Here is a 26,008-nt window from a genome sequence, read left to right as displayed (position 1 = left end):
GAACGTCTCAGGCGACCGGACCCGGCTCGAGCAACACTGCCACCACCCTGCACAGGTGCCGCACCTCGGACACCGTGGGCGCCAGTTCGTAGGCATGGTGGTGACACACGTTGCTGAGCCGGTTCCAGGCCATCGCGGCAGCGTCTGCGCGTTCGGTAGTGCCCAGGGACCGAAGAATGACCAGCTTCGACCGCATGCTCGCATTCGGAACCTCGGCACCCAACGCACGAAGATGCTGGTCCACCAGATCCTCCAACGCCTGCCGCGCGAGGAAAGCCGCCAATCTCGCCGAACTACCTGCCGCACCGACGTTTCCGTCGAGCAGACGCTCCGCGTTTCGCAATGCGATTGCCGTCACGAGCTCAAAATCCCGTCGACCACGCGGCCGAGATCCTTCACCGCGTCGACATCGACCGCCACCGCGTCACCGTGCACGCCCGCGTTGCAGAGTTTGAGTGTCGGCCACCGTTCCGGTCTGTAGGACAGCCACCCGCCCAGATCCTTGTCCGCATCACCGTGTACTGCCAACGCGAGCCGATTGCGAGTCTTCTTCACATCACCCCAGCGCTTCTCGGTGTCCTCGCGGCTCTCCCCCGCCCGATGCTGGGTTGCATAGAACAATTGCTGCGCAGCGGATTCCAGAGCCAACCGGAACAAACCCGGTGCGACGCGCCGCTTCACATCGCCAGGTACATTCTCGTCGCGCACCAGGGCGTACGCGTCGTCGACGTATCGCTTGGCTTGATTGAGCGTCTCTCTGACATGAATTCTCGACCCCGTCTCGCGCGTCACCTCCACCAATCGCGCATCGACGGCCATCTGCCGGATCGCGGTGGCGAGTCGGTCGTCGTGCGAGAAGACCACCACCTGCCGGGTCTCGGCCAAGCTCGACAGCACGCGAATGAATCCGTCGATCTTGGCAGGATCCATGGCCTGAATCGGATCATCGAGAACGATGAAGCGGAACGGGCTGTTCGGCGTCGTCGCCCGCGGAATGAACAACGCCAGAGCGAGCGCATGCAATTCGCCCTGACTCATCACCGACAACGCCTCCGACGGTGCACCGTCGACCGTTCCCTTCAACACCGCTTTACGACGAGTACTGCTTCCCTCCAGGCTGATTGCGCCGATATCGACGTTGCTTTCCTGCCGTAGTTCGGCCCAGATGTCCCTCGCCTGCTCTGCGATCGGCTCGAGTCGCTGATTACGCAGATCGATCGCGTGGGCGGTCATCCACTTCTTCGCAGCCTCGAGATCGGCCACGGTCGCATCCGTCTTGGCTGCCTCCCGTTCCAGCTGTACCCACGACGCGAGACGAGAAGCGATAGGCGCCCACGTGTCCTCCCGCGCCGCGATGGAGTCGAGTGCTTCCTGACGCAGGTTCTGGCCTGATTCACTGACCGCAAACAGCGTCGAGTTCAGGTGTTCTGCGAGGCCGGAAACAGATTCGGGCACAGCCCGAGCCGTCGCAACGGCCTCGTTGTATGCAGTCAGAGAGGACAACTCGACACCCGCGACAGTGTCTGCCGTGCTCGAGTCGTCGATCAGCATGCGAGCTGCGCGGCGCGCCTCGTCCAGATCGCGTCGGGACTGCTTGAACTGTGCGAGCTTGTCGTCGTCGGCATCGATCCGCGCACGGGCATGCGCGGCCCATGCGTCGTCGAGGGTTCCGGTTTCGCACACAGGGCACCGACCATCGCCGACCAGATCGTGTAGTTCCAGAGCAGTCCCCAGCAGCGTGTTTCGCTTGTCGGCAATCGCAGCGGCATCGTTGGCGAGATCGATGTTGTTCGCAACGGCGGAACGGACTGCGGCAACGACCGTCTGGATCTGTTCGGGCAGCGGTACCGCCAACCCACCGATGGTGCGCAGGCCCGACAAAGCAGGTGACTGCTCGGACGTCGAACCGGTTGCAAGAGATTGCACGGCTCCGACGTCAGGCTGGCGCTTCTTCAGCAGCGCCACGGCCTGCACTGCGCGATCGTCGTCGGATTCGGCCACGATGCGTTTGAGCTGGATCAACGCGTCTTTCGCCTGCTGGCGCGGCACTTTGGCGTTCTTCAACGCTGCAGTCAGCCGCTTCTCGGCGTCGGTGATCTCGTCGAGTCCGAGTAGTTTCGCCAACGCGTCGTACAGGGTCGACGGACTGTCTTCGACGAGACCGCCGATCTCGTCGTACGACAGGATCGGTCGGTGCAGTTCCACGGCAGACTTCCACCCGAGAGAATCGGTGCCGGGCGAGCGTTTTGCATTCCCGACCTGCGTCCATGTCTTGTTCTCGCGCAAGGCGGCATCAGGATCCCAGTCGACGCCGACGACGGTCCGTTCCGAACCCTCGATGGTGAGTCCGACGCGCACCTGGCACTGCGACGCGTCGTGCAGGTTGCGCCATGTGTCGGCCCACAGCTTGGCCTTGTTCTCCCATCGGTAGCTCTTGCCCGTGACCGCGAATTCGAGGGCCTCCGCAAAGCTGGACTTGCCGGAGCCGTTTCGGCCACTGACGATGGTGATACCGGGTGCGGGATGAAGCGTCAGCTCGGACTTGGGCCCGATACCGCGGAAGCCGGCCACCTCGATGGACGTCAGGAATGCACCGACAGGATCCTCCTTGGTCATGCCGTGCGCAGCCCGGCGGGCCTGCAGGAGAGTGACACCGTCGAGCTGATCGTCGAGTTCGGCAATGCCTTCGAGCGCGGCAAGGACGAGGTATTTGGCTTCGTCGGCCAAGTCCTGATCTGCGTCGATGGCGTCGAACACGACCTCCATGAGCGGTCTGTCCACGGCCTCGTCGGGCTTGGTCACCGGCACTCCCCTGTCGTGTCTGTCTGGTTCCCCAACCAGACCCCACAGTTCCATACGAGACCGACACTGCGCACCCGGACAAGGGGCGGACGCGTACACCGCAGCAGTTGGAAACACCATTTCCTTCATTGTCTCCGATCTGAAACATTGATACCTTGTCGGTAGCCACGAGCGCACCGAGGAGAGACTCCCGACGATGACACCGCCGACACACCCGTTCGACATGACGAGCCTCCAGGGCGCGATGCGTGCGGTGCTGCCCAGCCTCAGAGCCAGTGATGCGTCGGTGATTCGGCTGGTTCTCGATCAGCCGGAGTTCGTTCAGAACGCGTCGACGGCAGAGGTCGCCGAGCGCGCCGGTGTATCGAACGCAACCGTGGTTCGGGCGGCTCGAGCTGCCGGTTTCACGGGGTTCAGCGACCTGAAGTTCGCGGTGGCTCGGGCATCCGGCGGGGCAGGAATGTTCGTCCCACCTCCCCGCCTGACCGATGTGACGACACCCAAGGAACTCGTCGATTCGATCTTGTCGAGCCATGTCAGCGTCATCGGAGCCGTCCGAGGAACCCTGAACGAGGAAGTCGTGCAGCAGGTCGTGGGCAAACTCGATCAGGCCGAACGGATACTGATATCCGGATCGGGCACGTCGTCGGCCGTCGCCGCCGACGCCGCGGTCAGGTTCACCTCGATCGGACTGATGGTCCAGGCGCCGGTCGATCATCTGTCCACGCTCGTCGTCGCCCGTCTTCTCCGCCCGTCGGACATCCTCCTCGCTGTCAGCCACACAGGAATCACTCCGCAAACCGTCGCTGTGGCCGAGGCCGCTCGTCATGTCGGCGCCCCGGTCGTGGCCATCACCAGTTTCACTTCGTCGCCGCTCGTCGACATCGTCGATCACGTGCTCGTCGCGGGTGGCTCAGAGCTCGATTTCCAGCTCGCTCAATCCAGCAGTCGCCTGGCACACCTGACCGTCGTCGACATACTGCACGCGGGAGTTGCGTTGGCGAACATGGACCGAACTCGCCGCGCCGAGGCAATAGGCTTCGACACACCGGTCCGAGACCGACGGTGAATCACGCAGCACTCGGGCTGGTCGGTCTCGCAGCAATACTCCACGCCGTGTGGAACATTGCAGCAAAACGATTCACCGGGGACGCCGCCGTCTTCGTGTGGATGTACATGACGGCATCGGCCGTGCTGTGCCTCCCGGTAGCGCTGTTGTTCGGCCAGTGGACCGCATCATGGGCCTTGCTCATCGGCCCACTCGTGACGGCCGTCCTTCACATCGGGTATTCGCTGACCCTCCAAGTCGGTTATGCACGAGCCGATTTGAACGTGGTCTACCCGGTCGCACGCGGCACAGGACCGTTGATCACCGTTGTCGTCGCGGTCACAGTGCTCGGCGAACGCCCTGGAATTCTGCCGATACTGGGCGGCGTGATCATTCTTCTCGGGATACTCGTCGTGACCGGGTACAAACGTCGCCAGAATGGTTCGGTGTCAACAGGAGTGCTGCTCGGATCCGCAACCGGTGCGATGATCGCCGCCTATACCCTGTGGGATCACTTCTCCGTCGTCACTCTCGACCTGTCGCCGGTCACGTATTTCGCGTTGGCGGTCTCGATGCAATCGCTGCTGCTCACGCCCAAGGTGGTCGGCAAGGGGGCGCAGTTGAAGAGCGCATTCGGGACCTATCGGCGAGAAGTCCTACTCGTCGGAGCGCTCTCCCCCGCTGCGTACATCCTGGTTCTCGTTGCAATGAAGTCCCTGCCGCTGTCGGTGGTCGCCCCAGCCCGTGAGTCGTCGATCGTCATCGGATCCTTGCTGGCGTGGTGGTTGTTCCACGAAAGCAACCCTGTCCGACGACTGGCAGGTTCGGCCGTCGTGCTCACGGGAATCGTGCTGATCGCCGCGAACTAGAGGTGACGGGGAATATCCGCTTCTGACACACGAAGAGCAACATCACAGCCGCGATCGCGTACGCACAATAGCTGACCAGCGACACGGCGAACTCCGACGCAGTGTCGCCGTATCCACCTGTGAACGCATGCCACGAGTAGGTGAGCAGCAGGCCCGCCGAGACGGCGAAGCGGTGTTTCGGTCCCCAACCCCGCTGCCGAGAGCCGAGCACGACGACCACCCCCAGCACGATGAGCGCAGCCGACATGGCGCTGACCGACAGAAACTCCGACGGCAGTTCGATACCCGACACGAACACAGCACCACAGCCAAGAGATGTCGCGAACATGATCCACGCGGAAGGAGCTCGACCGTCCGACAAATGCGATCCGCTAGGTAGCCGCAGCGCCAGGACAACCAATCCGACCGCAATCGATGCGGACGAGATCAACTGTGGCGCAGTAGCGACGAAGTGGCCGTACAGCGGATAGTTCGATCCGAACGTCACTGCAGAGCCTGCCACCAACAAGACCGCGACAACGGCCAACCCGCGAGTGCTCAGCCACGGTGTCGTTCGACTGTCGCGTCCGCATTCCTCGATCAATGCAACCGGAACGGCAACGCTCCACACCACATGCAGACCGAGAACGAAAACAGTCCACGGAACACCGATTCCGAGCACGGAAAGATAGCCCTTGTCGAGCAATCCTCCCCCGGCGTAGTCGGGGTTGAACAATGACATCGTCAGCACACCCTCTTCGAAGACGCCGAATGCGAGCCCCAGCAGCAGTATCGTCGGCCAGCCTCTGCCCGCTCGTCGAGTCAGTTCTCGGATCAGAACTGCGCCGGCGCCGTACCACAGCGACAGCGGCAGAATGAGCGGCAACAGGTACAGCGGAAAGTCACCCAGGAAGAATTCCGCAACTAGCGGGGCGAGGAAGTACAGCCCGATCACGGGACTACGCAATGTACGCATGCTTCAACGGTGAGCCCGAAGTCGAGACCATGGAAGTGACAGACGTCATGACTCCATTCGTTCGGATGTCACTCGATCACCTCGTCCGCACGATGCGCCCGAATACCTGACCGACGTCCATCCGCTGGTGAGCTTCAGCGGCTTCGTCGCGAGGAAGGACATCGTCGTTGACTGCGTAGATCTCTCCCCTCATAGCGCCCACGAAGAATTGGGCGCAATGTCCGAGGCTGTCCCGCCCGAACTCGAGGGGGGGGTGTTTGCCCATAACCGGCAGACACAGACGATGATGTCTGCGTGACCCTGTGGATTGTTGCTGCCGGTGTCGAGCTCGCTGTCATTGTTGCGCTCGGCGTGCTGTTGATCGTGTCGCAGAAGAAGTTGAAGACCACCCGAGCTGCTCTGGACCGAGCACTCGACAGCTCGTCGAAGCGTCGTAAACGTCGTGGCCTGGTGCCGTTCGCGATCCGGACGACGTTCAACACCGCCGATTCGCTGATCAACAAAGGCTTCGGCGCGACGGTGCGCAATTCCGTCGAAGACCTCGCGGGCTGGGCGAAGGTCGAGCGGCCCGATCTCGCGCGGATCGCGGCCGACGGCGACGTGGTGGTCGTGTTTTCCGACATCGAAGGCTCCACGGCACGCAACGAGGAACTGGGCGATCGCGGCTGGGTGAAGCTGCTGGAACGCCACAACCGGCTGATCACCAAGCAGGTGGAAGGCCACGGCGGCCACGTCATCAAGAACCAGGGCGACGGCTACATGATCGCGTTCACCGATGCAGGCCAAGCGGTGCGATGCGGAATCGCAGTTCAGGAGGCTCTGCAGGAGAATCCGGACAAGTGGGATCGGATCCGAGTCCGCATGGGCATCCACGTCGGCAGCTCGGTGCGCCGCGGCGACGACCTGTTCGGGCTCAACGTCGCGATGGCCGCACGCGTCGCAGGGCAGGCCGACGGCGGAGAGATCCTGATCAGCGAATCGGTACGCGAGAAGATCGGTCGTGCGTACGACATAGTCCTAGCCGAACCACGAGAGGTGCAGCTGAAGGGCATGAAAGGAACCCACCAGCTGTACCCCGTGGAAGTTCCCGCACTTCCGGCGACGACGACCGTGCGGGAACTCGACTGACCGTCAGGGCACCAACACCACACCGATACCCGGAATGAGGGTGTCCACCCGCGGCGGCCCCCAGTACTCGCGCGAATGAGTCACGACGATGGCAACCGGCCCTGCACCCGTCTTTGCCACCACCTCCGTCGGCAAACCCTCTCCGGTGAGCTCGAGCGGAACGTTGCCGTTCGGAATCGCCGGATCGTACGGCGGCCTCTCGTAACCCGACAGCTCCCAGTGCCGCAGACCCTCCGAACCCGTTGCACCAGTAGCTAGATTGCGCCAATGCACCGTCAAGAACCGATAGGGATACTGGGGGTCCCACGCAGCGACGTTCGCAGCGGAGATACTCACGACACCGGGCTCTGCTCCGACGGTCGTCTTCATCGGAATGGTCTGGAACAACCCACCCGGCACAGCACCCGGAGCGATCTGAAAGCCGGTGACCACCGGAACCGGCGTGATGCTGGTCTGCGGCGCCGCGGCAGCCGTGCCCGCACCCAGGACCAGCGAACAGAACAATGCCGTCGTAACCACGGCTCTTCGCAACACTTTTCGCATAACCTCTCCCCTCATGTGAATGGAAATGTAGGCCAGGGCCTACATCTCCACTCACGACACCTTCGCAAAACGGGCGGCAACACGTCTACCCCTACACCGATTCGTGACGGGGTCGTGACGCGAACATCGTTAACGCCCACTCCCGCGGCATCGATTTTCCTGTCGAGAAGGTGCTGCACCCCGCATGCACCGGTGAGGGCTCTTCATGAAGCGTCTGTTCGTCACCACCATGGCCGTCTTCGCGGCAACAGCACTCGCAGCCTGCGGTTCTTCGGACTACCGGGAACCCGACACCGTCGCCGCAGTCACTGCAACGGCGACGCCGAACAGCACCGAAACTCCACTACCCGACAACGAACCTGCGCCCGAGGATCAGTCCACCCCCGGACCGAATCCGGTCACGATTCCGCCGACACCGTCACGCGATGACGTCAACGTCGATGCTCGCGATTTCGAGCGTGGTGACGGCCAGTACTTCTTCCGATCCCCGAGCGAAAACGTGTTCTGCGGCTTCAACTCCCAGAACGCGCCCGGGACGGTCGTGGGCTGCCAAGTCCGATACTCCGTGCCCGGCAGCAGCGGTCGGGAATGTCTCAACACCGAGAACAACACCTACGGAGTGCAGATCCTCGAAGGCGGCGCCGTCGAGCAGATCTGCACCAACCAGGGCATCTTCGTCGCCGACGACACGCCCGTACTGGAATACGGCCAGGTCATCGGAGTAACCGGAACGGTCTGCCGCTCCACCGAAGTCGGAGTCGCCTGCTACAGCGGAGCTGACAGTGGGTTCATGATCTCCCGCGACGTCAACGTGACCTTCTGACCGGGTAACGAGGTTCACCGCGGAGTCGATTCACACAATGTCCCAACGACGATAGGACCGAAAAGTTGATCAAGAAAATCATTGCTGCGTCCGCACTCGCACTGGGCACCACAGCCCTGGCAGCGACGCCGGCTTCGGCCGACGGAATTTACGATTCACCGTTCACCAGTGAGAACACAGAGCACTACGTCAGCGCATTCGACCCCGCCGCGTACGGTACACGCGGGTCTGACCCGCTCATCATCAGTCCCTACGGAGCCAACCAGCCCATCTACAGTTGGAGCTTCCACGGCCAAGGCCAGACGTGGCAGGTCGATCCGGCCGGCCAGGCACATCTTCTGCGGTCGATCCAACTCCCGGCCGGGTCTTCCACTTACGCCTTCCGCACCATTTCAGTCTTCGACCCGTTCACGGTTCTCGACTACTGAACCGGCCTCTGTACGCGGTCTCCGGCTCAGCGGTGTTCTCTCACACCACGCACGAACCCTTCGACCGAGGAGACTGCGTCGGTCAATTCGACATCGGAATCGACTCGACGAATGACAGCACACTGTGCGATGACCGTGTTCGCGCGTTCGACCGTTCGCTCACCGGAACTCGTGAGGGCCACGAGCAAGCGCTGTGAATGCGCGGAATCGCGGTACCTCTCGACCAGACCCGCACGTTCCAACCCGGCGACTGTCACTCGTATCGTGGTGCGGTGACGTGCGAGCCTGCGGCAGATCTGCTCGTAGGTCATCGGTCCGCATTGCCCTATGGTCCGCAGGATCTCGAACCTCGCCCAATTCAGACCCACCCGCGCAAGGGATTCCTCCAACTGCGCCTTCACCGCGTCCGTGTTGCGTAACAACGTCGCGATCGTCTCCATCGAATCGGCACGGGTGTCGGTGGCAGTGGTCATCAGCCGGCGACGACCGTGTCGACGCCCGACGCCGGCCGGCCGAGTACGAACTGCACGGCCGCGCTCCCGGCGAGGAAGTCGTGGTGGTCGTAGAAGTCGAACATCGCGCGCAACCGCGCAATCGCCCCCGTGGGCATCGACCCGCTCACCGAGTCCTGCCACTGGTCCAGTGAGATCTGTTCGATTTCCACACCGGACCCCCGCAGGAGTTCACGAACCGACAGGGCCTGCGGACCGCCGAGTTCGTAGGTCGCGCAATGATGTCGTTCGCCTTCGGTCAATACGGCCGCGGCGACAGCTGCGACATCATGCAGACGGACGAAAGAAAAGCGGGTATCCGGACTGTAGGGCAACGTCACCCTCGTCGAGTCACCCGACAACGCACCGGCGAAGTTCTCGACGTAGGCGCACGGCTGCAGCACCGACCACTTCAACGGAGATCGGTGCAGCTCGTCCTCGCATTTCGCTTTGTCCATGTGATGTGGCATCGCCGGAGTGTACGGCCACGCCACCGAGTGATACACGAAATGGTCGACGCCAGCAGAAGCCGCTGCGGTCAACGTATTTCGCAGCAAGTTGGGTTCGTCCGGATGGACATTGGGGGCGATGAAGTACACCGCCCGACACCCGAGGAGCGCTTTGCGCAGCCCGGCACCGGTTTCCAGCTCCACTTCGTGATCGAATTGCGAACGCGCTCGTCGCACGAGGCGTCGTACCCCCACCGTGTCCGCAAGCGCGTCGACCACTGCGGAACCGGTCTTACCCGCGGCGCCGACAACTGCGATGTCGGCGCCGCGGATAGTTCCGTTGCTCATGAGCCCGTCCTAGACGTAATCGTAGACGGCCGAGGTGTCTCCGCCGGAGAGTTGGGCGTATCCCGGGCCGCGATCGAAGAACGGTTCACTCTCACCGCGACCTCCGCGCAACTGCTCGCGCAGTGTCGCGGTGGCGTTGTCGTCGACCGACGGTGCGTCCCCGTCGACGATGACGACGCCGTAATCCTCCCGCGCGCCGTCCACCGAGACCTTGCGCCACGACACGTCCCGCAGAACTTCCTGGGTCGGCCGGTCAAGCGGGTCGCCCCACCCACCGCCGCCGGTAGTGCGGATGCGGATCACTTCCCCAGCCTTGATGGGTTCAGCGTCGGTGAGTGCGTCGAACTCGCGTTCGTTAGGGCCGTCAGGGTCGAGCACCACCGAGAACGGTCGACCGGCTTTGCCGCCTTTGACACCCCAGCAGGCCAGGATCGAACGGTCCGCGATGGACATGAAGTGCGCGTCCTTCAGCATCCGGATGTGCTTCTCGTACCCCAGACCACCGCGATACCGTCCGGCACCGCCGGAATCGACGGCCAATCCGAGCTTTTCGACGATGAACGGGAAACGGCTCTCACTGAATTCGGTAGGGAGGTTTCGCGAATCCGGCACGACGTGGATAGTGTCCTCGCCGTCCGCGTAATACCGGCCACCCGAACCGCCGCCGAGAACCTCGCGCATCAGGTATGAGTGCCCGTCGAAGTCCTCGCCGTAGACACCGGTGTACCGAATCGTCTCCTGATCGGCCGGCATGTTGCCGTCGACGGCCTTGGCGACCACACCGGACAGGACACCGAGCAGACGCAGGATCACGAACGTTCGAGCGTTCGTCGGAGCCGGAAAAATCGGGGTGATGAGCGTTCCCTTCTCGGGGAACTTCATCTCGATCAGCGGCACGACTCCCTCGTTGACGTCGAGTTCGGCCATGCGCTCGGGTGTGTCGGCGAGATTGCGCAGAATCGGCGCGAGCCACTTGATCAGGAAGTTGCCGTCCGCGTAGTCACCACAGTGATTGATGGGCCCCTTCGCCTGCGGGCCGGTCCCGGTGAAGTCGAGGATCAGCCGCTCGCCGCCCTCGTCCTCGGGCCTCGTCTTCGTCAAGGTGATGCGCTGAGTGTGCAGCATGGGCTCGTCGACGCCGTCGTGCTCCGCGTAGTCCTCCCACGTGTACTCACCGACCGGAATCTTGCTCAGAATCTCACGGCGGTACGTCTCGGTGGTCGCGTCCATCATCGCGTCGAAGCAGGATTCGATGGTGTCCACGCCGTAACGCTCGAACAACTCGGTCAGTCGACGCGCACCCATCAGGCACGCCGAGCATTCGGCATCCAGATCGGCGGCCAAAGCGTCGGGCATGCGGGAGTTGCGCGTCATGATGCGCAGAGCTGCCTCGTTGGCCACTCCCTGATCCCAGAGTTTGATGGGCGGAACCATCAACCCTTCTTCGTACACGGTCGTCGCACCGGACGGCATGGAGCCCGGGCAGCAGCCGCCGATGTCGTCGTGATGCCCGAAGGCCTGCACGAAGGCAACCACCTTCGGTTCCGAATCGGGAGTGGTACGAGCGAACACCGGGACCGTGACGCAGAGGTCCGGGAGGTGGCCGATTCCGCCTTCGGACAGGTAGACGTCATTGTGGAAATAGACGTCTCCGGGCTTCATCGTCTCCAGGGGGAAATCACGGGCGATGGGGTGCACCAACGCAGAGTACGAACGACCCGTCAACTTACGCAGATTGCGATCGTGGATGCCGGCACGGAAGTCGTGGGCATCGCGGATCATCGGCGAACGGGAGGTCCGCGAGATGGACGTCTCGACCTCCATTTCGACGCTGGCAAGGTAGCCTGCGACGATCTCGACGAGGATCGGGTCCGGGATCGCACCGTCGGTCTCGGTCAGTCGGTAGGGCTTGGCTGCGGTCGCGGCCGCAGCATCGAGTACAGCAGTCATCACTTCGCTCCGTTCGAGTCGAAAGTCTTGGAGATGCGGATGTTTCCGTGGGTGTCGATTCGCGCCGAGAATCCGGGGTGGATCGGGACGGTGGAGCTGAATTCCTCGATGACGGCTGGACCGTCGATCGTGTCACCAGCACCCAGGCGAGCACGGTCGTAGACGGTGGTATCCACCCAGGAGTCGAAGTAGGACTTGCGGGAACCGGTTCGGGCAGACTCGGAACCTGAACCGGCTGCAACCGTACGGGCGGCCGGACGCTGAATGGGCCCGATTCCGCTGACTCGCAGGTTGACCCACTCCACGTGCTGAGCGTGGTCGCCGCGGAAGTCGTAACCATACAGCTCGCGGTGCGCCTCGTGGAACGCCTCGGCGGACGCGCCCATGAGTTCGGGCGTGATGGGCCCGTCGCCGACAGGAACGCGGACCTCGAACGCCTGGCCCATGTACCGGAGGTCGGCAGTGCGCGCGTACCGGCGTTGCGTCTCGTCGAAACCTTCGTCGGCGAGGGCGATCTCGGCCTTGCCGGCCAGTGCATCGAACAGCTCCTGCAGCTCGGCGGCCTGCAACCGGTCGTGACGACCGACGTGCGTCTGGACGTAGTCGTTGCGCACGTCGACGGTGAGCAGTCCGAATGCCGACACGTTGCCCGGGTCGAGTGGTACCAGCACGTCCTTGAGACCGAGAATGTCGATGAGCCTGCACGCGAGGAGCGAGCCCGAACCACCGAAGGTGACAAGGGTGAAATTTCTGACGTCGAGACCACGCTTGACGGTGATCTGCCGCAACGCATTCGCCTGGTTCCACGCCGACACCTCGAGGATACCGACGGCGCACTCCTCGAACCCGAGTTTCAACTCTGTCGCCAACTGCTCCAGCCCTTTTCGAGCGAGCTCGGTGTCGAGTGGAATCTCACCACCGAGCAAGTGCGGTGGGATCCGGCCGAGCAGCACGTGGGCGTCGGTGATGGTCGGCTCGCTGCCGCCCTTGCCGTAGCACAACGGTCCCGGATCAGCACCGGCCGATTGAGGTCCGACGCGAAGGGTGCGCTCGGGAGTCATCCAGGCAATCGACCCGCCGCCTGCACCAACGGTCACGACGTCGATCATCGGAATCTTCGACGGATAGTTCCCGACGCGTCCCTCGGTGGTCAGCGCAGGCTCGCCCTGTACGACAACGGTGACGTCGGTCGATGTTCCACCGCCGTCACACGTGAGAACTTGGTCGACGCCTGCAGCGTCGGCGATCAGTGCTGCACCGAGGGCACCCGCTGCCGGACCGGACAAGACCGTCGTGATCGGCTGGTGCACGACCTCTTTGGCCGAGAGCACGCCGCCGTTGGACTTCATGACGTAGAAGGGGATGTCTCGGGCTTCACCGTCGGCAGTGGAGAACTCACGCAGCCGGTTGGCGATGTTGTTCACGTAGTTGCGGATGTTCGGCTTCACGGCAGCGTCGACGAGTGTCGTGATGGACCGCTCGTACTCGCGGTATTCGCGCAGAACCTGGCTCGAAATGCTCACCGTCGCTTCCGGGAACACCTCGTCGAGGATGTCGCGGACCCGCTCCTCGTGGGACGGGTCGGCATAGGAATGCATCAGGCACACCCCGATCGTCATGATCCCGCGATCCTTGAAGAACTGAGCAGCGGTGCGGACACTTGCCTCGTCGAGTGGACGAATCTCGCGGCCGTCGAACGCAAGACGACCACCGACGGTTTTGACTCTGTCCGCCGGAACGATGCGATCGGGCTTGACCCAGAAGTAGGAGTTGCCGTAGCCGTCGGGCACCGACTGACGGGCGATCTCGAGCACGTGCTCGTAGCCCTCGGTGGTGATGAACCCCAGGTTCTCTACCTTGCCCTCGAGCAGCTTGTTGGTAGCAACCGTCGTGCCGTGGCTGACCGCGCCGATACTCTCACCGCTCTCACCGAGCTTCTCGAGCACCTTCTCGATGCCGGTGAGGAATCCCTCCGCGGGGTCTGCCGGCGTCGAGGGTGTCTTGGTGGTGACCATGGCGCCGGTCTCGTCGTCGACCGCGACGATGTCGGTGAACGTGCCACCGGTGTCGATACCGATCCGAATCTTCCTGGAATCCACTGCTGCCTCCGTGTAGTCGCTGGCGTGTAATGCCATTTCACAGCGTGTGCATCACGTAGTCGTTGGCAGATTTTGCCCAACACTGCGGGCGGTCTTCGGCATCCAGTGAACAGGCACGAAAAACGCCCCGAACCGGACGGGTTCGGGGCGTTCAGCATGGAGTGGGACCCCGGTTTCCGGAGCGAACGTCGGGCGGAGTGAGTGTCGGACGGGGGAACGGTTGAAGTGCAGACCTATTTCGACCGTCCGAGTACGCCGCCGATGACTACACCGGTGAGGGCGATGGCGGCTCCCAGGGCAGCGCTGACCACGACGGTACAGATGTCCGCACCCCCCGCACTCGCCACGGCCACGGAGGGTGCAGATGCTGCTGCGACCTGCCGGTCCGGCTGCGCCGCATCCGTTTCACCGGCCGGTGCGGCCTCGGGTGTCGACGACGGAATGCCGTTGGCGATGACCCCGTCGATGCTCTTGAAGAACACTCCGGCCATCTTCTTCGCGACGCCGGTGATCATGCGCTGCCCGACGCCTCCGACCATTCCTCCGACGACCGCGTCGGCGTCGTAGGAGAGCAGGGTGCCGCCCTCGTTCTCGGTCAGGGTGACCGTGACGTCGGCTTTTACCGTTCCCGGGGCACCCGCGCCAGACGCCGTCATGACGAACGAATGGGGCCGATCCTGTTGCGAAAGAACGACTTCACCGTCGTACACTCCCTTGATGGACGCGACTCCGGCCATGATGGACAGCTTGTAGTGGTTGTCCGTCAGCTGTTCGAGTGACTGCACCCCGGGAATGGTCGCGGCGAGTACGCGTCCGTCCTGCAGGTTGTCGTACACCTCCTCGCGAGGTGCCGTGAGCTGTGCGGTGCCGGCGATTCTCATGAATTCTCCTGTGCTGACTGGTGCGCGAGGCGGAGCTCGAACAACTCCGACGGTGAGATAGGCATGGATGTGATGGGGATGCCTTCGGCGTTCTCGATGGCTGCGGCGATGACGGCGCTGGTGGGGATCACGCCCGCTTCGCCTGCACCCTTCATTCCCAATGGGTTCAGGCCCGACGGCGTCACCGTATGGTCCATTTCCAACGTGTTCGGCATCTCGGTGACGAACGGCATCAGAAAGTCCATGTAGGAGGCGTTGAGCATCTGCCCGTGCTCGTCGTAGACGATCTTCTCGTACAACGCTCCGCCGATGCCCTGCGCCACTGCACCCTGGACCTGTCCTTCGACGATGCGGGGATTGATGACATTGCCGCAATCATGAATAACGACGTACCGCAGCACGGTGATCTCGGCGGTGATCGGATCGGTTTCGACGATGGCAGCGTGCACCCCAGACGCGAAGGTCGAGTGCGGCGGCGAGTAGTACCCGGTGGCTTCGAGCCCAGGCTGGTCGCCCTCCGCAATCGGCGGTTTCGTCATGTCCGGGTTGGTCTTGGCGAAACCCGTGGCCAGCTTGGACTCCTTGTCGAAGGCGTAGCGCAGCGGATTCGACAGCACCGCGACGACGCTGAGAGGTACCGATGTCCCGTCGACACCGGGTTCGGTGCCGACCACACACACATGTCCCCCGCGCAGCTCCAGATCACTCGGATCCACCGAGAGGATTCCCGACGCCACATTCTTCGCCTTCTCAGCGACCATCTGCGCCGCGACATGAAACGCCGAACCCGACATCACCGCACCACGTGAGGCGAACGTACCGACGGCGTAGCCGAAGCGACGGGTGTCGCCGGTGACGATCTCGACGTCGGACACCTTCACGCCCAGGTCGTCGGCGACAATCTGCGCGAACGCGGTCTGATGTCCCTGCCCCTGCGTCGTCAACCCCGTCGCGGCCTTGACCTTGCCGGACGTCTCGACGACAACATGTGCGCCCTCGTACGGTCCCGGTCCGGTTCCTTCGACGTACGCGCCGATACCGATGCCGACAGTACGACCCTCGGCTCGCGCCTTCCTCTGGTACTCGGGAAAGCCATCCCAGTCGACGAGCTTCTTGAGTTTGTCGATGCCGGCCTGGTAGTCGCCCGTGTCGTAGATCAACGGGCGCCCGTCCTGGAACATCAGCCCGAAGTCGTACGGCATGTCCTCGGGCCGAACGAAATTGATCTCACGAACGGCGATCCTGTCCTTGTCGAGATGATCGGCGATGGCGTCCATCGCACGTTCCATCGCGAACACCGCCTGAGGCCGTCCGGCGCCGCGATACGGCGTGACCAGCACCGTGTTGGTATAGAGCGAGTACGCGTCGACGCGGAAGGACTTCGGCTTGTACGGTCCCAGCACCTGTGTGGCCGTGTTGATCATGACGATGATGCCGTAGGGCAGGTACGCGCCGTTGTCGTGCCAGAACGTGAAGTCGAAAGCGAGCAGATGTCCGTCGTCGTCGAAACCGATCTCGACCTTCTGGATCTGGCCACGCTCGTGGGCGCTCGAGATGAAATGCTCACGGCGGTCCTCAACCCACTTGACCTCGTTGGAAACGCCGGCGCGGCCGAGGCGTCGGGCAGCCCAGGTGACCATGACCTCCTCCGGCCAGGGATGGACGATCTTGACACCGAAACCGCCGCCGACATCGGGCGCGATGCAGTGAACTTTGTTCAGTGCCATGCCGAGTCGAGCTGCGATGGCGGCACGCGCGGACGTGGAGGTCTGCGTCGACGTCCAGAACGTCAGTACGTTCTCGTCGCCGTCCCAGCGGGCGTAGACGCCTTTGCCTTCCATGGGCATCGAGGCGGACCGCTCGATCTCGAGATCCAATGTCAGACGGTTGGGTGCAGCCGCCAGTTCGGCGTCGACATCGCCGAATCCGTGTTGTAGCCGTGCCGCGACGTTGTCCGGCACATCGGCGTGGACCGCCTTGGCGGCAGTGCGCGCGGTGTCGATACCCACAACAGGGTCGAGCATCTCGTACGTCACGTCGATCTTCGCGCACGCATCCTCGGCGATGTAGCGGTTGTCCGCGACGACCATGGCGATGGCCTCACCGACGTGGTTGACCTCGTCCTTGGCCAGCGGATATCCGTTGCGCGCGGCGACGATCGCGGGATGCGGAATCAGCAGTGGCAGATTCTCCGCCATCTCCTCCGAATCGTCGACCAGATCGTCGTAGATGTAGATGGCGTGAACGCCTGCCACATCGAGCGCCGGATCGATGTCGATGTCGATTATTTTCGCGTGCGCGTGCGGGGAACGCACGAACGCCGCGATCAGCGCGCCGTGGCCGAGGTCGTCGAGGTAACGGCCCTGCCCACTGAGCAGACGCGTGTCCTCCTCCCGCGGAATGGGCTTGCCGAAGAACTTCTCCGACGCGCCTACCACGTGCGCGGTGTCGATCTGGGTTGTCATGCCCTCCCCGCCTTTCCACCGACAGGTGCAGTCGCGCCGCGGACCTTACGGTCGAGCGCGTCACGGGTGGCTTCGTCGTCGACGCCGAGCGGGAACTCCCCCGCCCGTTCACGTTTGATCTCGGCGGCGCGGAGCACCGATGCACGAATGTTCTGATATCCGGTACAGCGGCACAAGTTTCCGGCAATGGCATCGGTCGCTTCGTCGTGCGTCGGATTCGGGTTGTCCTCGAGGAATGCCGCGATCGTCGTGACGAATCCCGGAGTACAGAAACCACACTGAAGACCGTGGCAGTCCTTGAACGCCTGCTGCACCGGGTGCAGCGTGCCGTCGGGTTCGACGAGGCCCTCCACCGTCGTCACCGAGTGGCCTTCCAAGCCCGCTGCGAGCACGAGGCAGGATCGGACAGGCTTGCCGTCCAGCAACACCGTGCACGCCCCGCACACACCGTGCTCGCAGCCGACGTGTGTTCCGGTGCGGCGCAGGTGATGTCGAATCGCATCCGACGCCAGGGTCCGAGACGGCAGGACCGCGGTTTCGGTGACGCCGTTCAGCGTGAACGTGACGGCGACGTGATGCTCGCCGGTGTCGGCCTGCAGCTCCGCGAGCTGATCGTCGATGGTTTTGTCAGGCATTGGTTCTGCTCCTCACGAGTGTGCGTGCGTCCGCGGCCGCCGCGAGTCCGACTCGACTGGTCAGCGCAGACACCAGCTGAGAACGGTAAGCGGCCGTGGCATGGATGTCGGCGTCGGTCTCGACGGTGTCGCGGGCCAGCTCGCCCAGCGCACGCCACTTGGGGTCACGCTCGTCGGTCGCCGACGCCCCGGCCAGGGTGTCGCTGTAATCGACGACGAGACCGAGCTCTCCTGCCGAAATGTATGTCATCTTCGCGGTGACGACGTAGTCGTCCACCACTTCCACCTGGGCCGCGACACCGACCAACGCGTAGTCGCCGTGCCGTCGGGCAATCTCGTCGATAGCGGTACCGACTCCCGCTCGCGCTGCCGGTACGCGCACGGCCAGAGCGATCTCGTCGGGCTCGAGCGTGCTCTCGAGCGGCCCGGCGAACAGGTCGGCGGACGCGATCACGCGCTGACCCCGCGTCGACTGCACCGTGACCTCTCCGCCGAGCAGCGACAGCACGGCCGGCATCTCGGCCGAGGGATCCGCGTGCACGATCGATCCGACGGTGGTGCCGCGGTTGCGAATCGTCGGATGCGCCACCAGATGCAGGCCTCGGCTCAACAACGGCTGAACTTCTCGGGCTGCAGGGTGATCGTGCAGTACGGAGTGCGTGACCAGCGCGCCGAACTCGACGCCCGAATCACCGGAGGCAACAATCGAATCGAGGTCTCGCACCGCTCCGATGTCCACGATGTGCGCCGGTGCGGCCAACCGCATCGACAGCAGCGGGACGAGTGACTGACCACCCGCCATGACCTTGCCCTCATACGAGACCTCGGCGAGTATCCGGCACGCCTCCGGGATCGTGGTGGGCCGGTGGTATGTCAGCGGCGACGGTTTCATGTCTCGATCCTGCCTGTCCGGAAACGGAGGTAACTTGTCTACTTGTGACAACAGTCACGCACGATGCCTGTCACAATCAGGTCAGTTGTTTGCTCGGTGTCGATCCCTCGGACGTGCCCGATGTATAACGGTCCAACTCGGGATTGCGGGCTCCGACGAATCGGCACAAGTGGTACATGAGGATCACGACGATCGTGCCGAGCGAGATGCCGCCGAGGGAGAAGGTGTCGCTGAACGTCAGGGACACGTCGCCGATACCGATGATCAGGCCGGCAGCAATGGGCATCATGTTCAGCGGGTTGCCGAAGTCGACGCCGTTCTCCTTCCAGATCTTGGCTCCGAGCAGGCCGATCATGCCGTAGAGGACAACGGTGATGCCGCCGAGCACACCGCCCGGGGTGGCCGAGATGAACGCGCCGAACTTGGGCGAGAAACCCAGCAGCATGGCAACGATGCCGGCCACGGTGTACGCGGCGGTGGAATAGACGCGCGTAGCGGCCATGACGCCGATGTTCTCGGCGTAAGTGGTCGTCGGTGAGCCACCGACGCCGCTGGCGATTGCCGTGGCGAACCCGTCACCGGCCAACGCACGGCCCATGTACGGGTCGAGGTCCTCCTTGGTCATTTCCGCGACAGCTTTGACGTGACCAGCGTTCTCCGCGATCAACGCGATGACACCGGGCAGAACCAGTACGACGAACGTGAGGCTGAACGACGGGGCGTGGATGCCGACGACACCGTTGGCCTCGTCGGAGAACGGCGGTAGACCGAACCAGGAGGCCGACACAACAGGGTCCCAGTTGACGCGGAAGTGCTCGGTGATCTCGCCGACGTTCGCGTCGTACGACGTTATCGGCCCGGAGAGACGGTCGAGCGCCCACGACGCGGCGTAACCGAGGATCAACGCGAGGAAGATCGCGATCCGACCCATGAAGCCGCGAAGCGCGACGGACATGATGATCAACGCTGCCATCACGAACAGCGCGATCCATTGGTCCTGCGGCCAGTAGAGGCCGGCCACCACCGGTGCGAGGTTGAAGCCGATCAACATGACCACCGCCCCGGTGACGGCGGGCGGAAGCAACTTGAAGATGAGGCGGCCGCCGAGGAAGTGGACAGCGACGCCGATGAGCCCGAGCACGAGGCCGGACACCAGGATCGCACCGGTGACCTCCGCCGAGGTGCCACCCTGCGCCCGAATCGCGGCGATGCCGCCGACGAACGCAGCGGACGTTCCGAGATAACTCGGAATCCGGCCCTTGACCACCAGAAGGAAGAAGATGGTACAGAACCCTGACATCATCACTGCCAGTTGCGGATTCAGACCCATGATGATCGGAAACACGAACGTCGCACCGAACATCGATACGACGTGCTGGCCACCGAGTCCGATGGTCCGCCCCCAGCTGAGCCGTTCACCGGGAGCGACGACTTCACCCGGCGCCACCGTCTTGCCATCCCCATGCAACGTCCAAATCGGCATGTTCAGCCTTTCACGAAGAGGAGGGCGCCCGCGTTCTGTGTTCCAGCTCACAGATCGCCCCGTGGTGAACCTGAACGTTATTACAGGCGGAGAGGGCCCGAGTGATGACAATCTGACAGATCGAGCGGGCTCGGATTGGCAGATTTAGTGATTGATGCCGCGCATCGCGATTATCTTCAGTGCTAAAGACAGGTCCAACCGCAATTCCGGCTGCTCGGTGAACGAGCCCAGGATTTTCTCCAGCTTCACAACCCTGTAACGCAGTGTGTTGTAGTGGAAATGGAGCTTCCGGGCGGTCTCCGCGATATTGATGTTCGTTGCCAGTAGCGCTTCGAGTGTGTTTCGCATGTCCTGCGCCTCCGCAGTGTCCTCGGTCAGCTCACGCAGCGTTTCTCGCGCGAAGTTCTCGAGCTCGTCCTCGTCCTCCACGAGCGACAACAGGCGGTAGACACCCAGGTCGTCGAAATTCGTGAGCGACCATTGACCCGAAATGCGACGACCGACAGTCAACGCCGTGCGAGCCTGGCTGTAACAGGACGGAACGCCGTCGGTCGAGCCCGCAGTGCGCGATACTCCCACACTGAACGGCCTTCTGCCGCCGCCACCTTCGCCGCGAACGACGTTCACCAAATCCCGCACCAATGCCATCGTGTCGGACCCGACGCCCATGACTATGACCGTTTCTCCAGTCAGTGCCGTCACCGCCGCGCCGGGGTCCCGGTGCGCGATCGCGCCGGAGAACGCCATCGCCTGACGATCGACGACAGGAAGTCGGTGCACCGAACTCGACGATTCGTCGACCACCGGATCAGGTTCGATACTGACGATGACCAAGGGCCTGTCGAAATCCCAGCCGAACGTCTTGGCATGCGAGACAACGTGATCCGAGTCTCCGGCACGACCCAACATCAGATCGTGAATGAAGTTTGCCCGGTGCCGTTCCTCGACCGACGCCACTGCCTGCTGACGAGTCACCACCAGTGCACACACCGCAGCCGCGCGCTCCACTAGGTACAGGTCGTGTTCGGCCATCTCGCGGTCCCACGCGAACAGCGCCATTCGCCCGTGGTCGATGTGGTTGGCGGAGACGGCCGCGACCGCACTGGCGTGGCCGTCGAAGACGTGCATGCCGAGACCGCCTTCGACGGTGTCGGTTCGGAGCCGCCCCGTCGAGTCGAGGGCGGGACTGGTCGACAACCTCCTGCGTCCGCCCGCATCGCCCGCTCGACAGATCTCGCGGCCGTCGGACGTGGTCAGCAAGACGGTGCCGTTCAACTCACGCGACGCTACCTCGGCCAGATCCGTCAGGCCACCTCCTGCCATGACGATGTCGACCAACAGCTTTCTGATGCGCTCGGCTTCGAACATCGCGCCGACTTGCGCCGCTTCGATGCGCGCTCGACCGCGGGCGAGTGGGTGGTCGCCGTCGCCGTGATAGGCGATGATCGGAAGCTCGAGCTGTGCAGCGGCATCGATCATCTCCGGTTCGAGATTCCAGCCGTCACTGTTGAACTGCACCGCCAGCGCCACGACTCCACGCGAGCTCAGACGCCCAACGAACGTCGACGCCGCCTCGGTCAGCAGGCCGAGCGTGCGCGGAGACGTGATCAACAGCTGACCACTCCGGAGCCACGGCCCGATGTCCGGAACCGCCATGAACCCGACCCCGTGTACTGCCACCCCGTCGACATCTCCCACGACGACCGAGGAGGACGGCAACAGCGCCGATCGAAGCAGCTCTTCGAGTGGAATCTCGCTGTCCAGAATGGGTACGGACACTGGGCTGGCACCTCGGTTTTCGTTCGCGGGGGAAACGTCGATCCTAACGCTCACTGCCCCGCGCGGCAGGACAACAGGTCAAGCAGACGAAACGAGCCCGTGAATCGGTCCGCGGCCGAAGCGCAGTTCGTCGCCACTGGAACCACGTACCGTCTTGGTGACCTCCGCCATCACCGACAACGCAGTCTCTGCGGGAGTTCGAGCTCCCAGATCGAGTCCGATAGGCGAGTGCAGGCGGGCGAGCTGCTGTGCGTCGATTCCTCGCTCGCGCAGTAGATCCACCCGTCGCGCATGGGTGGACCGACTGCCCATCGCGCCCACATACCCGGCGTCGGAACGCAGGGCGATGTTCAGCAACGGGATGTCGAATTTCTCGTCGTGGGTGAGGACGACGATCACCGTTCGCAAATCGATGGGAGCCTCTGCCAAGAACTTGTCCGGCCACCGGACGATCACCTCGTGCGCCGACGGAAATCTCGCACGTGTCGCGAAGACTGGCCGGGCGTCGATCACGCTGACGTGATACCCGGCGAACACACCGAGTGTGCTGACAGCCGTTGCGAAGTCGATTGCCCCGAAAACATACATGCGTGGCAGTGGCCGGTGGAAGTCGACAAGAACGTCACTATCGGCCAGCGTCCCGGCCGCTGCGACGAACACGTCGGACTCACCGTATTCGAGCCTGGCGATGATGTCCCGAACCTGCGTCCGTGTCAGGTGCAGATCCCCCGAGGCAGACTTGGCGTCGACGATCAGATGCCGTGACGGCATGCCCGTGGCGAGGGTGGTCAACACGGCAACCGGTTCGTCCGCAGCAAGTCGGCGGCACACGTCCGACATCGGAGAATCCCCGTGATGGACGAACTCCACCAGTACCTCGATGCGTCCCCCGCACGTCAACCCGACGCCGTATGCGTCGTCGTCGGTGACGTCGAATATCTCGACGCGCGAGTTGCCGTCGGCAAGTACGTCCCGAGCCGTCTCGTACAGCGCGCTTTCTATACATCCGCCGGACACACTGCCGATCACCTCGCCACGGCGGTTCACCGCCATAGCAGCGCCCGGCCTGCGAGGGGACGATCGCCACGTGCGGGTCACGGTCGCCAGCGCGGCATCGTCTCCGGCTTGCAGCCATGCGTACAACTGAGGTGATATCTCACGCATCGCTCGATCCTCCGTTCACTCGCCTGGACTCAGGTTATAAGCAACGGACTGGCTGCCCGGGCACACATAGCGCCGAAAAGTCGGCGTCGTCGTTGTGCAATGTCGCCGTCGCGCCGCCCCCGGTGCCTCGGCCATCGTCTGAGGGCATACCAGTGGACGAGACGAGCGAGGGATACTTTCGATGGACGGATTACTCAGCGGGACGAAAGTTCTCGATCTCACCAGGGCACTCGCCGGCCCGTTGTGCACATCACTGCTGTCGGACTTCGGCGCCGAGGTGATCAAGGTGGAACCACTCGGCACCGGCGACAGTTCACGTCAGTGGCCACCGTTCGAGGACGAGCGAAGTCTGTACTTCACCTCGGTCAACCGCGGCAAACGATCTGTCGCCGTGGACTTCAGGAGCAACGACGGCCGAGAGATACTGCGGCGCTTGGTCCTCGATGCGGATGTGCTGATCGAGAACTTCCGGCCCGGCGTGCTGGTCGACATGGGACTGGACCCCGACGAACTCGAACGCGAGAATCCGCGGTTGATCATCATGAGCGTCAGCGGGTTCGGACCCGTCGGGCCGGATCACCTCGCCGCCGGGCTCGATCAGGTCGCGCAGGGAATGTCCGGCCTGATGTCGGTGACCGGCGATGCAGGCAGCGCACCGATGCGCGTCGGAATTCCGATCGTGGACACGGTGTCCGGCATCTACGCCGCGCTCGGAATCTCCGCAGCGCTTGCAGCGCGTGAACGCGACGGACGCGGACGACGCGTCGAGACTTCCCTACTCGAGTCCGCAATCTCTATCATGACGTTTCAGGCACAGAACTACATCAGCACCGGCCGTGTGGCGCAGCCCACCGGCAACACTCACCCGTCCATCTCACCGTACGGCGTCTTCGACACCGCCGATTTTCCCATCACCATCGCCACTGGAACCGAAAAGCACTGGACAGCGCTCACTTCGGTACTCGGCGCGCCCGAGCTCGCCGACAAGCCCGAATACGCGGACGGCAAACTCCGCCTACAGCACCGCGACAGCCTGACCAAAGAAATTCTCGAACTCCTGACGGCCAAGACCGCGGCGGAATGGATCACCGCAATGCGTGCGGTCGGAATACCGTGCGGCCCGATTCACACCATCGACCAAGTCTTCGCCGACCCGCAGGTGCGTGCTCTGAACATGGTGCAGGACACCGAGACCCCCGACGGACGTCGAACGCCCGTCGTGCGTGGCCCGTTCTGGGTCGACGGCAAAACGCTGCCGGTCAAGAGTGCGCCGCCGCTCGCACTCGGCGCAGACACCGTCGAGGTACTCACCGAACTCGGCCTCAGCGCCGACGACATCGTCGACCTGCGCAAGCGCGCAGTCATCTGACTCGGTCTCGCCCGCCCTTCCGCGTCAGGGGCGGGCGAGTGTCTCGGCCACCGCGAAAGCGTCGCACTCACGCCAGGGCTGAGCGATGATCTGAATACCGATCGGCAAACCGTTGCGTGCGCGGGCTATCGGTACCGTCACGGACGGGAGACCGAGCACGCTGATGGCGCGTGAGCTCGCGAGGGCATCCATCCACGTCAACTCTCGGCCGTCCACGGAGAAGCGTTCGAGCCCCACCGGCGGGGCCAGAATCGACGCCACCGGCATCAGCAGAACATCACCCATCTCAGCTCTGAACTGCCGGATCAGCTTCGCCCGTGTCGCCCACAACTCCTCCGCGCCCGAGACCCGCGGAGCCTCGAGGGTGGACCGGAACTCGTCGGTGAGCAGATCCATGCGGTCGCCGACCATGGCCCGAACATCGGAGTGCGACTCTGTGGCACGCAGTGCGCCGAACAGTGAATTCGCCTGCGCCAGAGCGCCGCCCTCGTAGCGTCGTGCACCCAGCGCGGCCGCCGCAGCCTGGACTGCATCGACGATCTCGACATCGACAGGAACCGTGCCGTCCCCCGAAGCCCACGTGACGGTGGGCGCATCTGCCGGACGCGAACACGACGGGCCGGAAAGCACGTCGAGTGCGAGCTTCACATCGCCCAGATTCCGTGCAAGTGGACCTATGGTCTGAATGACTCCGTGCGCTGTTACCGGGTTCACCAGCACATGCCCATCGTCGAGCACACCGGGAAGCTGCCCGGTTCCGTCGATCCGGCCCTGTGTCGGGCGCACGGACATCAACCCTGTGCAATGAGCCGGCCACCGAACCGAACCACCGAAATCGGTCCCCAACCCCAGCACACTGAACCCCGCCGCCACCGACGCCGACTCACCTCCGCTCGATCCACCCGGAGAGCGCGGCACCCCGTCGGCGATCAGCGGACTCGCCGTCGTGCCGAACAGATCGTTGCGTGTCAAACCGCACGACCCGAATTCCGGAGCATTCGACTTGCCCACCAGAACCGCGCCTGCGTTCTTGAACGCAACCACCGCAGCGGCGTCGTGCACCGGGATGTTCGACGCCAATGCCCGCGACCCGGCAGTGGTACGGACCCCGGCGGTAGCGATGGTGTCCTTGACGCTGAACGGCACGCCCGCCAACGGGCCGAGTGTTTCCCCGGCCTTGCGCCGGCGATCGAGATCGTCCGCCGCCGACAACGCCTCGGATCCGCAGACGGTGACCAGCGCGTTCAGCTTGTCGTTGCCGCGCTCGATCGCAGCCAGATGCTCGGAGACGACCCGGCGGGCGGTAACTCGCCCGTGTTGCACGTCGTCGGCGATGGCCCTGGCCGATCGCCCCACCCAGACTCCACCGTTCATTGTCGTGAACCTACTTTTCCTGCAGTGGGCAAC

Annotated in this window: 22 protein-coding genes; 6 read left to right on the top strand and 16 right to left on the bottom strand. The window is 63.6% G+C overall.

Annotated features, from left to right (window positions below; all coding sequences use genetic code 11):
- Nucleotides 1-7: 7 nt before the first annotated feature.
- Nucleotides 8-358: a hypothetical protein gene (locus H292_RS0122075; protein WP_019663318.1), complete on the bottom strand. Its 351-nt coding sequence runs from the start codon at nt 356-358 to the stop codon at nt 8-10.
- Nucleotides 355-2,802 (bottom strand): AAA family ATPase, encoded by a 2,448-nt coding sequence (locus H292_RS0122070; RefSeq protein WP_020112763.1) that lies wholly within the window; start codon nt 2,800-2,802, stop codon nt 355-357. The genes H292_RS0122075 and H292_RS0122070 overlap by 4 nt, the downstream gene beginning before the upstream one ends.
- 196 nt (nt 2,803-2,998) lie before the next feature.
- Here H292_RS0122070 and H292_RS0122065 point away from each other — a divergent pair, with 196 nt between their 5' ends.
- Both H292_RS0122065 and H292_RS0122060 read left to right on the top strand, forming a co-directional pair.
- Nucleotides 2,999-3,871, top strand: coding sequence for a MurR/RpiR family transcriptional regulator (locus tag H292_RS0122065; RefSeq protein WP_020112762.1), 873 nt, complete (start codon nt 2,999-3,001; stop codon nt 3,869-3,871).
- Entirely contained in the window at nt 3,868-4,719 is an 852-nt protein-coding gene (locus H292_RS0122060) for a DMT family transporter (protein ID WP_020112761.1), read from the top strand. Before H292_RS0122065 ends, H292_RS0122060 begins: the two co-directional genes overlap by 4 nt.
- Here H292_RS0122060 and H292_RS27315 read toward each other — a convergent pair.
- Nucleotides 4,688-5,674: a hypothetical protein gene (locus tag H292_RS27315; protein WP_081631882.1), complete on the bottom strand. Its 987-nt coding sequence runs from the start codon at nt 5,672-5,674 to the stop codon at nt 4,688-4,690. The genes H292_RS0122060 and H292_RS27315 overlap by 32 nt on opposite strands.
- Nucleotides 5,675-5,968: 294 nt before the next feature.
- Here H292_RS27315 and H292_RS0122040 point away from each other — a divergent pair, with 294 nt between their 5' ends.
- Nucleotides 5,969-6,802, top strand: a complete 834-nt coding sequence (locus H292_RS0122040; RefSeq protein ID WP_019663313.1) for an adenylate/guanylate cyclase domain-containing protein — start codon at nt 5,969-5,971, stop codon at nt 6,800-6,802.
- 3 nt (nt 6,803-6,805) lie between these two features.
- Here H292_RS0122040 and H292_RS0122035 read toward each other — a convergent pair whose 3' ends face one another.
- The gene (locus H292_RS0122035) at nt 6,806-7,321 is read right to left on the bottom strand and encodes a hypothetical protein (RefSeq protein ID WP_231383886.1); all 516 of its coding nucleotides are present in this window, start codon (nt 7,319-7,321) and stop codon (nt 6,806-6,808) included.
- 229 nt (nt 7,322-7,550) lie between these two features.
- On the opposite strand from H292_RS0122035, the gene H292_RS0122030 reads away from it, so the two are divergent.
- The gene (locus tag H292_RS0122030; RefSeq protein ID WP_020112756.1) at nt 7,551-8,168 is read left to right on the top strand and encodes a hypothetical protein; all 618 of its coding nucleotides are present in this window, start codon (nt 7,551-7,553) and stop codon (nt 8,166-8,168) included.
- 65 nt (nt 8,169-8,233) lie between these two features.
- The gene (locus H292_RS0122025; RefSeq protein ID WP_020112755.1) at nt 8,234-8,596 is read left to right on the top strand and encodes a hypothetical protein; all 363 of its coding nucleotides are present in this window, start codon (nt 8,234-8,236) and stop codon (nt 8,594-8,596) included.
- A gap of 26 nt (nt 8,597-8,622) precedes the next feature.
- Here H292_RS0122025 and H292_RS0122020 read toward each other — a convergent pair whose 3' ends face one another.
- The 11 genes from H292_RS0122020 to H292_RS0121970 form a co-directional block, all read right to left on the bottom strand.
- A complete protein-coding gene (locus H292_RS0122020) occupies nt 8,623-9,069 on the bottom strand; it encodes a MarR family winged helix-turn-helix transcriptional regulator (protein WP_019663309.1) in 447 nt (148 codons plus the stop codon).
- Complete coding sequence (locus H292_RS0122015) at nt 9,069-9,884, bottom strand: NmrA family NAD(P)-binding protein (RefSeq protein ID WP_019663308.1); 816 nt, start codon at nt 9,882-9,884, stop codon at nt 9,069-9,071. The genes H292_RS0122020 and H292_RS0122015 overlap by 1 nt, the downstream gene beginning before the upstream one ends.
- Nucleotides 9,885-9,893: 9 nt before the next feature.
- The gene (locus H292_RS0122010; protein WP_019663307.1) at nt 9,894-11,834 is read right to left on the bottom strand and encodes a hydantoinase B/oxoprolinase family protein; all 1,941 of its coding nucleotides are present in this window, start codon (nt 11,832-11,834) and stop codon (nt 9,894-9,896) included.
- The gene (locus H292_RS0122005; RefSeq protein WP_027498977.1) at nt 11,834-13,933 is read right to left on the bottom strand and encodes a hydantoinase/oxoprolinase family protein; all 2,100 of its coding nucleotides are present in this window, start codon (nt 13,931-13,933) and stop codon (nt 11,834-11,836) included. Before H292_RS0122005 ends, H292_RS0122010 begins: the two co-directional genes overlap by 1 nt.
- A gap of 233 nt (nt 13,934-14,166) precedes the next feature.
- Nucleotides 14,167-14,814: an SRPBCC family protein gene (locus H292_RS0122000; protein WP_020112753.1), complete on the bottom strand. Its 648-nt coding sequence runs from the start codon at nt 14,812-14,814 to the stop codon at nt 14,167-14,169.
- Nucleotides 14,811-17,279 carry an aerobic carbon-monoxide dehydrogenase large subunit gene (cutA, locus tag H292_RS0121995; protein ID WP_020112752.1) on the bottom strand — a complete coding sequence of 823 codons (2,469 nt, stop codon included), beginning with the start codon at nt 17,277-17,279 and terminating at the stop codon, nt 14,811-14,813. The genes H292_RS0122000 and cutA overlap by 4 nt, the downstream gene beginning before the upstream one ends.
- The gene (locus H292_RS0121990; RefSeq protein WP_019663303.1) at nt 17,276-17,914 is read right to left on the bottom strand and encodes a (2Fe-2S)-binding protein; all 639 of its coding nucleotides are present in this window, start codon (nt 17,912-17,914) and stop codon (nt 17,276-17,278) included. Before H292_RS0121990 ends, cutA begins: the two co-directional genes overlap by 4 nt.
- Nucleotides 17,907-18,806 (bottom strand): FAD binding domain-containing protein, encoded by a 900-nt coding sequence (locus tag H292_RS0121985; protein ID WP_020112751.1) that lies wholly within the window; start codon nt 18,804-18,806, stop codon nt 17,907-17,909. The genes H292_RS0121990 and H292_RS0121985 overlap by 8 nt, the downstream gene beginning before the upstream one ends.
- A gap of 76 nt (nt 18,807-18,882) precedes the next feature.
- On the bottom strand, nt 18,883-20,289 hold the full coding sequence (locus H292_RS27310) for a uracil-xanthine permease family protein (RefSeq protein ID WP_051127781.1): 1,407 nt from the start codon (nt 20,287-20,289) through the stop codon (nt 18,883-18,885).
- Between the two features lie 144 nt (nt 20,290-20,433).
- Nucleotides 20,434-22,068 carry a helix-turn-helix domain-containing protein gene (locus H292_RS0121975; protein ID WP_019663300.1) on the bottom strand — a complete coding sequence of 545 codons (1,635 nt, stop codon included), beginning with the start codon at nt 22,066-22,068 and terminating at the stop codon, nt 20,434-20,436.
- A 78-nt stretch (nt 22,069-22,146) separates the two neighbouring features.
- A complete protein-coding gene (locus tag H292_RS0121970; protein WP_026347467.1) occupies nt 22,147-23,232 on the bottom strand; it encodes an XdhC family protein in 1,086 nt (361 codons plus the stop codon).
- A 181-nt stretch (nt 23,233-23,413) separates the two neighbouring features.
- Between H292_RS0121970 and H292_RS0121965 the strand changes: the two genes are divergently transcribed.
- Nucleotides 23,414-24,601 (top strand): CaiB/BaiF CoA transferase family protein, encoded by a 1,188-nt coding sequence (locus H292_RS0121965; RefSeq protein WP_020112749.1) that lies wholly within the window; start codon nt 23,414-23,416, stop codon nt 24,599-24,601.
- Between the two features lie 24 nt (nt 24,602-24,625).
- On the opposite strand, the gene H292_RS0121960 is transcribed toward H292_RS0121965, so the two are convergent.
- Nucleotides 24,626-25,975: an amidase gene (locus H292_RS0121960; protein ID WP_019663297.1), complete on the bottom strand. Its 1,350-nt coding sequence runs from the start codon at nt 25,973-25,975 to the stop codon at nt 24,626-24,628.
- Nucleotides 25,976-26,008: the final 33 nt, after the last annotated feature.

Source organism: Rhodococcus sp. 114MFTsu3.1, assembly GCF_000383555.1.
Taxonomy (GTDB): domain Bacteria; phylum Actinomycetota; class Actinomycetes; order Mycobacteriales; family Mycobacteriaceae; genus Rhodococcoides; species Rhodococcoides fascians_E.
This window is presented reverse-complemented; position numbering and strand designations above follow the sequence as displayed.